At 62.6% G+C, this 12726-nt stretch carries 12 protein-coding genes and 1 tRNA gene; 4 read left to right on the forward strand and 9 right to left on the reverse strand.

Features of this window, described 5'->3' with window-relative positions:
- Positions 1-40: 40 nt before the first annotated feature.
- Both G9U53_RS29535 and G9U53_RS29540 read right to left on the reverse strand, forming a co-directional pair.
- Positions 41-886, reverse strand: coding sequence for an alpha/beta fold hydrolase (locus G9U53_RS29535; protein WP_165639710.1), 846 nt, complete (start codon positions 884-886; stop codon positions 41-43).
- The gene (locus tag G9U53_RS29540; protein WP_165639711.1) at positions 883-2673 is read right to left on the reverse strand and encodes an amidohydrolase family protein; all 1791 of its coding nucleotides are present in this window, start codon (positions 2671-2673) and stop codon (positions 883-885) included. The genes G9U53_RS29535 and G9U53_RS29540 overlap by 4 nt, the downstream gene beginning before the upstream one ends.
- 97 nt (positions 2674-2770) lie before the next feature.
- Here G9U53_RS29540 and G9U53_RS29545 point away from each other — a divergent pair, with 97 nt between their 5' ends.
- Together G9U53_RS29545 and G9U53_RS34105 are read left to right on the forward strand one after the other, a co-directional pair.
- Positions 2771-3418: a TetR/AcrR family transcriptional regulator gene (locus G9U53_RS29545; RefSeq protein WP_042923173.1), complete on the forward strand. Its 648-nt coding sequence runs from the start codon at positions 2771-2773 to the stop codon at positions 3416-3418.
- A 394-nt stretch (positions 3419-3812) separates the two neighbouring features.
- The gene (locus G9U53_RS34105) at positions 3813-3938 is read left to right on the forward strand and encodes a hypothetical protein (RefSeq protein WP_003941303.1); all 126 of its coding nucleotides are present in this window, start codon (positions 3813-3815) and stop codon (positions 3936-3938) included.
- Between the two features lie 82 nt (positions 3939-4020).
- Here the strand turns inward: G9U53_RS34105 and dcm are convergent, their stop codons facing one another.
- Complete coding sequence (gene dcm, locus G9U53_RS29550; RefSeq protein WP_242692829.1) at positions 4021-5355, reverse strand: DNA (cytosine-5-)-methyltransferase; 1335 nt, start codon at positions 5353-5355, stop codon at positions 4021-4023.
- A gap of 120 nt (positions 5356-5475) precedes the next feature.
- Positions 5476-5546, reverse strand: a tRNA-Cys gene (locus tag G9U53_RS29555).
- A 233-nt stretch (positions 5547-5779) separates the two neighbouring features.
- Between G9U53_RS29555 and G9U53_RS29560 the strand changes: the two genes are divergently transcribed.
- Positions 5780-7048, forward strand: coding sequence for a multidrug effflux MFS transporter (locus G9U53_RS29560; RefSeq protein ID WP_165639712.1), 1269 nt, complete (start codon positions 5780-5782; stop codon positions 7046-7048).
- Here the strand turns inward: G9U53_RS29560 and mraY are convergent.
- Positions 7045-8121, reverse strand: a complete 1077-nt coding sequence (gene mraY / locus G9U53_RS29565) for a phospho-N-acetylmuramoyl-pentapeptide-transferase (protein WP_003941316.1) — start codon at positions 8119-8121, stop codon at positions 7045-7047. The two genes, G9U53_RS29560 and mraY, sit on opposite strands and share 4 nt — an antisense overlap.
- 85 nt (positions 8122-8206) lie before the next feature.
- Between mraY and G9U53_RS29570 the strand changes: the two genes are divergently transcribed.
- On the forward strand, positions 8207-8740 hold the full coding sequence (locus G9U53_RS29570) for a MarR family transcriptional regulator (RefSeq protein WP_020970065.1): 534 nt from the start codon (positions 8207-8209) through the stop codon (positions 8738-8740).
- A 77-nt stretch (positions 8741-8817) separates the two neighbouring features.
- Here the strand turns inward: G9U53_RS29570 and G9U53_RS29575 are convergent, their stop codons facing one another.
- From G9U53_RS29575 to G9U53_RS29590, 4 genes are read right to left on the reverse strand one after another with little or no spacing between them, the layout of a single operon-like run.
- Positions 8818-9594: an enoyl-CoA hydratase gene (locus tag G9U53_RS29575; protein ID WP_003941374.1), complete on the reverse strand. Its 777-nt coding sequence runs from the start codon at positions 9592-9594 to the stop codon at positions 8818-8820.
- Positions 9594-10487, reverse strand: a complete 894-nt coding sequence (mmsB, locus tag G9U53_RS29580; protein WP_003941308.1) for a 3-hydroxyisobutyrate dehydrogenase — start codon at positions 10485-10487, stop codon at positions 9594-9596. The genes G9U53_RS29575 and mmsB overlap by 1 nt, the downstream gene beginning before the upstream one ends.
- Before the next feature lie 23 nt (positions 10488-10510).
- Entirely contained in the window at positions 10511-11569 is a 1059-nt protein-coding gene (locus tag G9U53_RS29585) for an enoyl-CoA hydratase/isomerase family protein (protein WP_042923165.1), read from the reverse strand.
- On the reverse strand, positions 11566-12726 hold the full coding sequence (locus G9U53_RS29590; protein WP_165639713.1) for an isobutyryl-CoA dehydrogenase: 1161 nt from the start codon (positions 12724-12726) through the stop codon (positions 11566-11568). Before G9U53_RS29590 ends, G9U53_RS29585 begins: the two co-directional genes overlap by 4 nt.

A 12726-nucleotide genomic window follows, 5' to 3' on the forward strand; every position in this document is an offset into this window, starting at 1 on the left:
AGCCCCCGCCGAACGGCGGGGGCTTCAGTACGAAACTCAGTCAGCTGCTGAAATGCTCACCGAGCAACCGATCCAACTCCGTCGGCGCCTCGTCGGGGATCCAGTGGCTCACACCCCGGAGAACTTCGAACCGGTACGGACCGTCGACAAACGCGGGGGTGAGCGCAGACCCTTTGGGTCCGATGGCGGCGTCGCCGTCACTCCAGACGTGCAGGGTCGGCACGGTGACCCGGGCAGCTTCCGGGTTCGGCTTGGTCATACACATCGCGCGATACCAGTTCAGACCACCCCGCAGCCGGCCGGGAGCCAGCATGGCATTCAGATCGCGCCGTGCGTTCTCCGGCGTCTGCCCGCTCGAGATCAGGAACTTCTCACCCGCCGAGGTGGAGGACAGAACCTTCTCGGGAACGAACGGCAATTGGAACGCCCCCATGTACCACGACTTCAGTCCTTGTGTGCTGGTCACCATCGCCTTGATGAACGCCAGTGGGTGCGGAACCGACACCGCGGTCACGGTATCGAGCAAGTCCGGCCGTTCGGCGGCCACCTGCCATGCGACTGCGGCACCCCAGTCGTGGCCGACCAGGTGCACTTTGCCCACCCCGAGCGCGTCGATCAGTGCGACAGTGTCAGCAGCTAGTTCGGACCCGCGGTACGCCCAGCGCGCTTTCGGCCGCGCGCCGGGTGAGTACCCTCGCTGATCCGGTGCGACGGTCCGGAAGCCGCGGTCGTGCAGTAGCGGTGCGAGCTGATCCCACGAGCTCGAATCCTGCGGAAATCCGTGCAGGAGAACCACGACCGGACCGTCGGCGGGTCCTTCGTCGCGTACGTCGAAGGTCAGCCCGGACCGGGAGTACGAGGAGAGGCGATCCGCCGGTGTAGTCATAGCGCCACGCTAGTCTTCGCGGCCCGCGTAATCGGAGCCTTTTCACCGGCGCGCAGGAACTGGCCTGTCTTTTCGATGCCGAATCCGGGGGCGAATTCGCCGTCGCGGTAGACGAGTCGGCCGTTGATCACCGTAGCGACGGCTGCGTCGTCGCTGCGGTTGACCATCCGGCTGATCCCGCCGTACTCGGGAACCTTTGCCTCGAACAACCCGTCCACCGACTCGTCGAGGCCGGCCGGGTCGATGACAACGAAGTCCGCGCGGTCACCCTGGCGCAGATGTCCGGCGTCGATGCCGTACCAGTCCGCCAGTTCGCCGGTCAGGCGGTGGATTGCGCGCTCGATGGTGAGGAACGGCTTGCGGTCACTCTGAGCGTCCTTGACGCGCTTGAGGAGTCGCACGGGGTAGTTGTAGAACGCCATGTTGCGCAGATGTGCGCCGGCATCGCCGAAGCCCATCTGCACACCGGAACTCGCGGCGAGTTTCTTCGCGAACTTGGGCCGGTGATTGGCAATGGTGGTGCGCCAGCGAAGATCTCGCCCGTACTTCACGACCAGGTCGAGGTACGCGTCCACCGGGTGCACTCCGCGGATGTCACCGACCTGACCGAAGTTCTTGCCGATCAACGTCTCGTCCGGGCATCCCACGATGACCGCATCGTAGAAATTGCGATGCCAGATGCGGGGTGAGAACTTGTTGTCGTAGTCCTTACGGAATGCGCGACGGTACGACTCGTCCTGGAGCAGTTCGTTGCGCTCCACCTGGTCCTTGAGGTGCAAAGCGGCGGCGCCGGCACCGAACTCCTCGAACACGACCAGGTCGATTCCATCCGCGTAGACGGTGAAGGGAACCGGAAGGTGCTGCCACTTGAAATCGGTCTTGGCGAAGCGATTGAGCAGTGGGGCCGCAGCGAGCATGAAGTACACGATCACCGGGTAGGCCTTCGAATCCGCACCGGAGAGCAGCGACGTCTTGAGCGGCTTCTTGCGTCCGATCGCCGAGCTTTCGGCGAAGAACGCCGCGACGTTCGGATGCAGGTTGATGGTCGGAGCGCTCTGCAAGATCTTGCCGCGATCGCGAAGGATGCGGTTGAGGAATCGGAACTCTTTCCACCGTGCATACGTAGACGGCAAAGAGCGAGAACGATATTCGTCGCCGTCGATCTTGTCGAGGGCATTGGTCATCGACGACAGGCCGAGCATCCCAGCGTCGATGGCGTCCTCGAGCATCGAGCCCATCCGGCCGAGTTCCGAGCGAGTCGGCTTGACCTTCTTGTCGGTACCGCGCCCCAGTCCGAGTACGTGCGTGCGGATATCGGAATGACCGATGAAGGCCGCGACATTGGGTCCGAGGGGAAGGGCTTCGAGGGCGGCGGTGTACGCCGCGGGACCGGTCCAGGTCTTGTTCGCTTCGAGGATGCGCAGCACCGCGTCGTGGGGAACTGCTTCGACCCGGCTGAACAGATCCGCGATCTCGCGCGGCGTCGAATACACCGTCGACAGCGAGCAATTGCCGAGCACGACCGTCGTGACGCCGTGGCGAACCGATTCCGGAAGCCCTGGACTGACCAAGGCTTCGGCGTCGTAGTGCGTGTGGACGTCGACAAAGCCGGGGAGAACCCATTTGCCGGCCGCGTCGATCACTTCTGTGTCCGGCCCGATCTCGAGGCGCGTCGTGGACACCTCCGCGACCACGCCCTCTCGAATTCCGAGATTACGACGCAGACCTGGAGCCCCCGTCCCGTCGAACCACAACCCGTCGTTGACCACGATGTCGAAAGCAGACACTGTTGGACTCCTCGCCTCACGTATGTGTTACCTCACGTTATAGACAGCGTTGAGTAAAAGTCAATGAACCATTCGAACCAATACATAAGATGACGGAATGGCTGCAGTCCCCCGCTCCCCCGAAGACCGTCAGAGGCAAATCCTCGAGGTGGCAGTACACATGTTGCGGACCGAGCCTTTCGACCAACTGTCGATGGATCGCGTCGCAGCCGAGGCCGGTGTCTCGCCGCCACTGCTGTTCCACTACTTCAAGAACAAGAAGGGTTTCCAGAACGCCATCCTCGAGGCCGCCTCGGCCGATCTCGAAGATCGAATGCGACCGGATCCCGAGCTACCCATCACGTCCCAGCTGCGCTCAGGTATCGAGACATTCGTCGACGCCGTTATCGAGCACCCCACCATTTACCTCGCCGTGATGCGTATGGCCGGCAGTGGCGACGTTCGAATGCGCACGATCTACCGAGGCATGCGCCGCACTTTCACCACGTGGATCGTCGCTGCGCTGACGAATCTAGGCATCGAATCGAATGCGACCGTGGAGGCGACAATCGCCGGGTGGCAGGCATTCATGGAGGAAATCGTCGTCAACTGGATCGACGAGCCGACGCTCGAGCGAGGCGAAATGGTCGACCTCTGCGAACGAATCTTCTACCACTGCCTACCGGCAGCGGGCATCAGCGTGGAGCAAATAGTGGCAGCCACCGTTGTCGCGACGGCCAGTGAGTCCGGCGCAACACAACTGTGATCTTCGTGCCGGGGTTTCACAGGTGGTCACGATTGGGTATCTTGCTTGCAGTGGCACTGGACCACGACCCCAACACATGAAGGATCCAACATGGAGTCTGTCGAAAACGTATTGCCCGAGGGTGTCAAGCTCGAAGACGTCTTGAGTGTCCTCAAGGTCGCAGTTGCGGGCATCGGCCTCATCAGCGCACTTTCGGCATTCAGCTGATCGCAAAGCGTCATCGACAGGCCGGACTTCGGGGAGTCCGGCCTGTTTTTTGTTTACGTTCCTGAACAATCCGTGAACTTTTCAGCAACTTCAGCGCAAAGCGGTCATTTCGACCCAAACAAGCGTCCAGTTTGCTACCTTGTGTCTGCGACACAAGGTCGTACAGAAACACCACGCAGACACAACCTTGTACATACACACCTGTACATACGACACGGAGGACCGAAACATGGGTTCCATCAACACCCTCAGCGCCGTCATCGACATCATCAAGGTCGTCCAGCCGTTGATCGCCAAGCTCAACCTCAGCTGATTCGCTTGGACCACACCCCTGCCAGGGCGTAACTCGAAATGGGGCCGACATCGTCGGCCCCATTTTCCGTAGGTGCCCTATCTCAGCCGAGTGCCTTCTTGATCTCTCCTGCCAGTACCGACGCCAGCTGCGGCGGCACCGCATTGCCGATCATCGTGCGCACCGCTCCCCACTTACCCTCGAAGACGTAGTCGTCGGGAAAGGTCTGGAGGCGAGCAGCTTCTCGAACGGTCAACGATCGCGTGTGTTTCGGATGCACGTTGCGTGAAGCCGAGATCATCCCGAAAGTGGTTCCGACCGTGGACGCCGGCTCGTCCCACCGGAGGCGCTTGTACGTCGTGTTGTATCCGGACGACGGTCGCATGGCCGGATCTTCGTTGTCGTGAGCCGACATTCCTTCCGGTACATCACGCAGCCACCGCAAGACGTGCTCGGGATGCTCGACGGCCCAGTGCAGCGGGTCCGTCTCGCAAGCCTGCCCGGATTCCAGCGGGGCCAGGTCGACGGTGGCATCGCGAAAAGTCCTCAGCGGCGCAACACCATTCACGCCGTGAGTCTTCGGCGGAAAACGCAGCGGCCCGATACCACTGTCGCGGCGGGTCGCCACGATGAACACTCGTTCCCGGAACTGCGGGACGCCGTAATCCTGCGCATTGACCGTGTTGACCGACGCGTCGTAACCGCATGCAGCCATCTCGCCGAGAATCCGGTCGACGACCATCCCACCGTCCGGGTCTTTCATGCTCAGCAGCAGCCGAACATTTTCCATCACCACGACCTTCGGCCTCACCAGATCGGCGAGCTCGAGTAGGTTCCGGAAGAGATGGTTACGCGGATCGTCGCGGTCTCGCCGGCCGGCGAGACTGAAACCCTGACACGGCGGCCCCCCGGCCAACACATCGATATTCACCTGTGCCAGAAGATCTTTCACACGGGCTTCGTCGATCGCCCGGATGTCCTCACCGAGGCACTTCGCGCCGGGGAAGTTCCGATCGAAGGTCGCGCGCGCCTCCGGCACGACTTCGATGTATCCCTCCACCGAAAACCCCGCCATCCGAAAGCCTTCGGCCATACCGCCACAACCGGAGAACGCCGTCAATACGGTGGGGCCACCGTTTCCTGCCCCCGCGACCGCACGCCTGGCCACCGAGGCGGGGTCGTTGACCGGTGTCGCTCGACGCGCACGGGTACTACCGCTCGATCGCTTCCGGGGGGCCGCGTACGTGCCCTCACGCTTGGCCGCTTCCAGCGCGGAGAGGGCCGTGAGAACTGCTCGTTCCGCCGGTGGCTTCGGATACGCCTTGTCGAGTTCCCACGCGGAGACGACGGCTGACGAGACTCCCGCCTGGCGGGCGAACTGGAACTGACTGATCCCCACGTGCAAGCGCCGCGATCGCAGGTCCTGTCCCGAAATCAATTCAGTGCCTCACTCATGTGGTCCGCTCGCTCCGGCAGCCCAGACTATCGCAGCCGACCCCGCGAACCGGGACCACACAAGAGAGACCGGCAGGCGATATGCCTGCCGGTCTCCGACACGAGCGGATGACGGGACTCGAACCCGTGTGAACGGCTTTGCAGGCCGGTGCCTAGCCACTCAGCCACACCCGCGTCAGTGAGTAACTCTGCCCTGAGTGACGATCTCGAACCACAGTTCCGCTCAGCATGATTCGAGTGCATTCTCACCAAGCGTTCCAGTCTCTGGGAAAAGTGCGGGCCTTTCGGGAACAAATCGGTCAGTCTCGATGCTGACTCCCTCGGTGGGCGCAGGTCATTCGATTGCGGCCCGAATTTCGACCGAACGACCGAGCAGTTCGCCAGACCCAGACAACCCAGAAGGTTTCATGAGTGCCGAGAACACCGCCATCGCCCCGCTTGTGAAGGCAGCCCCGCCCGTGAAGGCAGCCCCGCTGGAAACGAGCAGTATCGACCGTAAGCCGAGCGTCGGGAAGATTCTTGCCCTCGGTTCCATGACTGCACTCGGACCCTTCACCATCGACATGTACCTGCCCGCGCTGCCGGATATCGGTGCCGATCTCGGAGTCTCGTCGTCAACGGTTCAGCTGACGATCACCGGAACCCTCTTCGGCCTCGCACTCGGACAGCTGTTGGTCGGGCCGCTCTCGGACACTCTCGGCCGCAAGAAGCCGCTGCTCGCCGGGATCGGTGTGCACATCCTGGCTTCGCTGCTGGCGGTCTTCGCACCGAGCATCGCTGTCCTCGGCATCCTGCGGGTTTTCCAGGGCATGGGCGCGGCGGCCGCAGCAGTGGTCACCATGGCGATCGTCCGCGACCTCTACAGCGGTAACACCGTTGCCGTCGTGATGAGCCGGCTGATGCTCGTGCTCGGCGTTGCGCCGATCCTGGCGCCCAGCATCGGTGGCGCCCTCCTCGTCGCCCTCGACTGGCGCGGGATCTTCGTCGTCCTGGCACTGATCGGCGTCGGCACAGCGATGATCGGTGCGTTCGGACTGTCCGAAACATTGCCGAAGGAAAAGCGTCGCCCGAGCGGATTGACGTCGGTTCTCCGTACCTACGGTTCGCTGCTCGGCGACCGCACGTTCATGGTCCTCACGCTCGTATCCAGCGTCGGCATGGCGTCGTTGTTCGCGTATGTCTCGGGCGCGTCGTTTGTCTATCAAGATCAGTACGGCCTCAATCAACAGGAGTTCGCGCTGCTCTTCAGTGCGGGCGCGATTGCGTTGATCGGCGCTTCGCAGGTCAACGTCCGACTGCTCGATCGGTGGACTCCCCAGCAGATCACCAAGTGGGCCCTCGTGGCTGCCGTTGTCTCCGGGGCCGTCGTCATTGCTGTCGCGGTCCTGGAACTGGGCGGGCTCGCCGGATTCGTGATCGCACTGTGGGTCATGGCCGGTGCCATCGGGTTCGTTCTGCCCAACGCCCCGGCACTGGCCCTCGCTCGTCACGGCGAAGCGGCCGGTACTGCCGCGGCAATGCTCGGTGCATTCCAGTTCGGCGTCGGTGCGGCCATCGCGCCGGCAGTCGGTCTACTGGGAAACACGAGCACAGCCCTGGCCGTCACGATGACGGCGTGTGTGTCGCTCGGTCTGATCGCTCTTCTGGCTACGACCCGAAAGAGTGAATCGGTCTAACCGGCAGCGGAGAACCACTCGCTGTAGAAGGTGGCAAGTCCCAGGACGCACGAGATCGCGACGAAGATCCAGAATCTTGCGATCACGACGGTTTCCGGCCAACCGAGTAACTCGAAGTGATGATGGATCGGGGCCATCTTGAATACGCGTCGACCGGACGATCGGAAGACCAGAACCTGGATGATCACCGACAGGATCTCAGCGACGAACAGGGCGCCGATGATGACCATCAGCAGCTCGGTGTGCGTCGTGACGGACAGGCCGACAACCAGGCCGCCGAGTGCCAAGGAGCCGGTGTCGCCCATGAAGATCTGAGCCGGGGCGGCATTCCACCAGAGGAAGCCGAGGCACGCCCCGCCTGCGGCGGCAGCGACGATCGCTAGATCGAGAGGGTCACGAACGTCGTAGCAACCGGCGGCAGGCTCGAGGACACACGAGTTCCGGTACTGCCAACCGGCGATGACGACGTAGGTCCCCAGGATCATGCCCATCGAACCGGCCGCGAGACCGTCGAGGCCGTCGGTGAAATTGACGGCGTTGGACCAGGCGAACACCAGAATGCAGAAGAAGACCACAAAGCCGATGGCACCCATGGAGAACACCGAGATGTCACGAACATGGGACAGGTACTGGCTTCCGGGAGTGACTCCGTTGTTGTTGGAGAACTGCAGGAACAAAATGCCGAAGATGATGGCACTCGCCAGCTGACCGACGGTCTTCGCTGTCTTGTTGAGCCCGAGATTGCGCTTCTTACGGATCTTGATGAAGTCGTCGAGAAAGCCGACGATTCCCAGTGACGTGGCGAGCGCGAGAACCAGCCAACCGGATGCAGACAGCCGCGGTAGCCGCGAGCCGAATCCGATGATGTGTGCCGCCAGGTAGCCCGCCCACATACCGGCGATGATCGCGATCCCGCCCATCGACGGGGTGCCACGCTTGCCCTGATGACTCTGCGGACCCTCGATCCGAATCTCGTGCCCGAGCCCCTGCCGCGAAAGCACACGAATGAGAAACGGAGTCAGGAAGAGCGCGACGAACAACGAGACGCCACCCGCTACGAGGATTGAAATCACCCGTGGGACTCTACAGACGTAAGCGGCTGCGACACACAATCAGACAAGGCACCCGACCGCTTGCCAGCATGGGATGATCGAACTTATGTCTCCCCCCGCGCCGCTCCCCCTCGACCCCATCGAAGAGGCGCATCGTCAGTGGACGAAGCACGGTTGGAGCGATGTCGCCGACGGTATGGCTGCGGTCACGTCGGTGATGCGTGCGCAGCAGATCATGATGGCGCGGGTCGAAGAGGTACTCAAGCCTCTCGGGCTGACCTTCGCCCGCTACGAACTGCTGACGCTTCTCACCTTCACCAGGTCGGGCGCACTCCCGATGGCCAAGGCAAGTGCCCGACTCCAGGTTCACCCCACCAGCGTCACCAATGCCGTCGACCGTTTGGAGAAAGCGGAGTTGGTCAGGCGGGTCCCGCATCCCAGCGATCGCCGTGCAACGCTCATCGAGATCTCGGACGCCGGTCGCGCACTGGCCCTCGAAGCGACCGAAATGCTCAACAGCAAGGTGTTCGCTCACCCCGGACTCCAGCAGGACAAGCTCGAGCAATTGGTGACGATCCTCACTGAACTTCGTAAGACTGCGGGTGACTTCGACACCGGCGGCGCACCGACCAAGTGGTGAACCGACCACCCGTACACACAAAGAAACTGCCCTCACACTCTCGACGAGTGTGAGGGCAGTTTCAGCGCTGTTGAAATTCAGCGGTGCTTGAATTCTGCCGACCGCTTCTCCACGAACGCGGTCATGCCTTCCTTCTGATCCTCCGTCGCGAAGGTCGAGTGGAACACCCGACGCTCGAAGCGGACGCCCTCGGCGAGGGTGGTCTCGAAGGAGCGGTTGACTGCTTCCTTGGCCATCATCGCAATCGGCAGCGACATCTCGGCGATGGTGGTTGCGGTCTTCAAGGCATCGTCGAGCAGATCGGCGGCCGGAACGATCCGGGCAACCAGGCCTGCACGTTCGGCTTCTTCTGCGTCCATGTTGCGGCCGGTGAGGCACAGCTCCATGGCCTTGGCCTTGCCCACGGCGCGCGTAAGGCGCTGCGAGCCACCGATACCCGGAATGACACCGAGCTTGATCTCGGGCTGGCCGAACTTCGCGGTATCCGAAGCGATGATGAAATCGCAGAGCATCGCAAGCTCGCAGCCACCACCGAGCGCGTATCCGGAGACGGCGGCGATCAGCGGCTTACGAGCTGCTGCGACGCGATCCCACGGGGTGAAGAAATCCTCGACGTATGCGTCCATGTACGTCTTGGACTGCATTTCCTTGATGTCGGCACCGGCGGCGAAGGCGCGCTCGGAACCGGTGATCAGGATGGCTCCGATGCCGTTGTCCGCTTCGAGGTCGGCAACCGCGGCGACGACCTCGTTCATCAGCTCGGAGTTCAGCGCGTTGAGAGCCTTCGGGCGGTTGAGCGTGATGACGCCGACGCGACCCTTACGCTCGAGGATGATGGTGTTGAAGTCGGTCACTACTGTCCTTCGGTCGAACGGTCACGGATGTCGTTGATGATGGCAGAGAAGTCCTGACCGCCACCGCCCGCGGCATGGAAGCGACTGTAGAGTTCGGCGGCCTTGAGTCCGATCTCTGCATCGACGCCGTTGTTGCGCAGCGCATTTGCTGCCAGACCCAGGTCCTTGTCCATCAGTGCAACAGCAAAGCCGGGCTGGTAGTCGTTGTTGGCCGGGCTGGTGGGCACAGGTCCCGGAACCGGGCAGTTGGTGGTCAGTGCCCAGCACTGTCCCGAGGCGTTGGACGCCACGTCGAAGAGCGCCTGGTTGCTCAGGCCGAGCTTTTCGCCCAACACGAACGCCTCGCTGATCGCGATCATCGAAATGCCGAGGATCATGTTGTTGCAGATCTTGGCTGCCTGGCCGACACCGGCGTCGCCGCAGTGAACGACCTTGCGGCCCATCACGTCCAGCAACGGTGACGCGGCTTGGAAGTCAGCCTCGGAACCGCCGACCATGAATGCCAGCGTGCCTGCGGTAGCCCCGACGACTCCACCGGAGACCGGTGCGTCGACGCTGCGGTGACCGGCCGCTTCGGCCTTGTCGTGTGCCTCGCGGGCGTCGGCGACGTCGATGGTGGAACAGTCGATGAACAGCGTGCCCGGTGTTGCCACCGGCAGCAGCTCTTCGTACAGACCCAGAACGTGCTTACCGCTCGGCAGCATCGTGATCACGACGTCGGCACCGCGAACGGCGTCGACCGCCGAATCCGCGACCGATGCACCGTCTTTGACTGCCTGCTCCAGCGCCGCAGGTGCCAGGTCGAAACCGACGACCTTGTGTCCGGCCTTGACGAGATTGGCCGCCATCGGGCCACCCATGTGACCGAGTCCGATAAATCCAATGGTGCTCATTAGTGATGCTCCTTCGGCGGTGATCAGTTGCCTTGCGGTTGAGGGGCGAGTCCGAGCTCGTTGTCGCCCAGCGGGGCGAAGTAGGCGTCGACGGATTCTGCCGTGACGTCGTCGAGAGTTGCCGGCAACCACTTCGGGTTTCGGTCCTTCTCCACGACCTGGGCGCGAATGCCCTCGACCAGATCGTGTGAGGCGAGCGCAGCGGTCGAGACCCGGAACTCCTCGTTGAGGACTTCTTCCAAGCTTGCTGCTTCCTTGGCATGCCGCAGAGATCGCAGGGTCACCGACAGTGCAATCGGGGACTTGCCGAGAATCTGCTCCGCTGCCTTCTCCGCTTCGGGGATTCCACTTGCGCGAAGACGCTCGACGATGGTGGATACGTCGTCGGCGGAGTACGCGGCGTCGATCCAGCTCTGCTGGGCCAACAGTTCCGACACCGGAGCCGGCTCCGCGTACTGCGCCACGGCGTCGGCAACCGAAGACGACGCGAGTGCGGCGATGAACGTCTCGATGTTCTCCGACGGGATGAAGTGGTCAGCGAAACCTGCTGCGATGGCATCGCCGGCGCTCAGTCGCGCCGTGGTGAGCGCGATGTGCGTCCCGAGTTCACCGGGAGCACGCGAGAGCAGGTAAGTTCCGCCCACGTCTGGAATGAAACCGATTCCGGTCTCGGGCATTCCGATCATCGAGCGCTCGGTCACGATGCGAATGTCGCCGTGTGCGGACACTCCGACGCCACCGCCCATGACGATCCCGTCCATGATCGCGACGTACGGCTTCGGGTAGTTCGCGATCTCGGAGTTGAGGATGTACTCCTCACGCCAGAAGTCGAGCGAACCGGTCTTGCCGTCCTTGGCGTCATGGTAGATCGAGACGATGTCGCCGCCGGCGCACAGACCACGCTCGCCGGCGCCCGTGAGTACGACTGCCTTGACGTCGTCGTCGGACTTCCATTCCTCGAGGGCCTTGGCCATCGCCTTGACCATCGAGTGGTTGAGGGCATTGATCGCCTTGGGACGGTTGAGAGTGATGAGCCCCAGCCCGTCACGCTTTTCGATCAATACCTCGAGCTCGTCGCTCATGCTGCTCCCTGCTTTCCCTGACCTGATGCGACCACGCTGCGGGCGATGACCACCCTCATGATCTCGTTGCTGCCTTCGAGGATCTGATGAACCCGAAGATCGCGGACGATCTTCTCGATCCCGTACTCAGCAAGATAGCCGTACCCGCCGTGAAGCTGGAGGGCCTTGTTGGCTACGTCGAATCCGGTGTCGGTGGCAAAGCGCTTGGCCATCGCACACAACTCCACGACGTCGGACGCTCCGTCTTCGAGTGCGGCAGCGGCGCGCCACAGCAACGTCCTGGCCGCTTCGAGTTCGGTACGCATGTCGGCGAGCTGGAACTGCAGGGCCTGCGACTCGATCAGTGCCGAACCGAAAGCTTTGCGGTCCACCAGATATGCGACTGCCTTCTCCAGCGCTGCCTGGGCCCCACCGACCGAGCAGGCGGCGATGTTCAGCCGGCCGCCGTTGAGACCCTTCATGGCGATGCGGAAGCCGCTGCCCTCTTCACCGAGCATGCTGGCGGCAGGAACTCGCACGTCTTCGAAGATCACCTGACGGGTGGGCTGCGCGTTCCAGCCCATCTTGACCTCGTTGGCACCGAACGACAGTCCGGGCGAATCCTTGGGCACGATGAACGCCGAGATCCCCTTGGCACCGGCAGATCCGGTGCGTGCCATCACGACGTACACGTCGGAAGTGCCTGCGCCGGAAATGAACTGCTTGACGCCGTTGAGGATGTAGTCGTCGCCGTCACGAACGGCCTTGGTGCTCAAGCCCGCAGCATCGGAGCCAGCGCCGGGTTCGGTGAGGCAGTAGCTGCCCAGTTGATCCATCGAGCAGAGTCCGGGAACCCACTTGTGGCGCTGTTCGTCGTTGCCGAACTGGTCGATCATCCACGTGACCATGTTGTGGATGGAGATGTACGCGGCGATCGACGGATCGCCCTTGGCCAGCTCTTCGAAGATCCGGGCAGCGTCGACGCGACTCAGCTCACTGCCACCCACGTCTTCACGAATGTAGATACCGCCCATTCCCAGGGACGCCGCCTTACGGAGGACGTCCACCGGGAAATGCTTGGTCTGATCCCACTCCACTGCGTTGGGCGCCAGATGCTCGGCCGCGAAGTCGCGGGCAGTGTCACGAATCGCCCGCTCGTCATCGGTCAGAGTAAACAT

It is taken from the genome of Rhodococcus sp. D-46, assembly GCF_011290655.1.
GTDB classification, from domain to species: domain Bacteria; phylum Actinomycetota; class Actinomycetes; order Mycobacteriales; family Mycobacteriaceae; genus Rhodococcus_F; species Rhodococcus_F qingshengii.

What these genes read in the sequence shown, in the direction of transcription:
- G9U53_RS29590 (WP_165639713.1), bottom strand. Translation starts at nt 12,726, where the DNA reads ATGTTTACTCTGACCGATGACGAGCGGGCGATTCGTGACACTGCCCGC.
- G9U53_RS29535 (WP_165639710.1), bottom strand. Translation starts at nt 886, where the DNA reads ATGACTACACCGGCGGATCGCCTCTCCTCGTACTCCCGGTCCGGGCTG.
- G9U53_RS29570 (WP_020970065.1), top strand. Translation starts at nt 8,207, where the DNA reads ATGTCTCCCCCCGCGCCGCTCCCCCTCGACCCCATCGAAGAGGCGCAT.
- G9U53_RS29585 (WP_042923165.1), bottom strand. Translation starts at nt 11,569, where the DNA reads ATGAGCGACGAGCTCGAGGTATTGATCGAAAAGCGTGACGGGCTGGGG.
- mmsB (WP_003941308.1), bottom strand. Translation starts at nt 10,487, where the DNA reads ATGAGCACCATTGGATTTATCGGACTCGGTCACATGGGTGGCCCGATG.
- G9U53_RS29545 (WP_042923173.1), top strand. Translation starts at nt 2,771, where the DNA reads ATGGCTGCAGTCCCCCGCTCCCCCGAAGACCGTCAGAGGCAAATCCTC.
- G9U53_RS29560 (WP_165639712.1), top strand. Translation starts at nt 5,780, where the DNA reads ATGAGTGCCGAGAACACCGCCATCGCCCCGCTTGTGAAGGCAGCCCCG.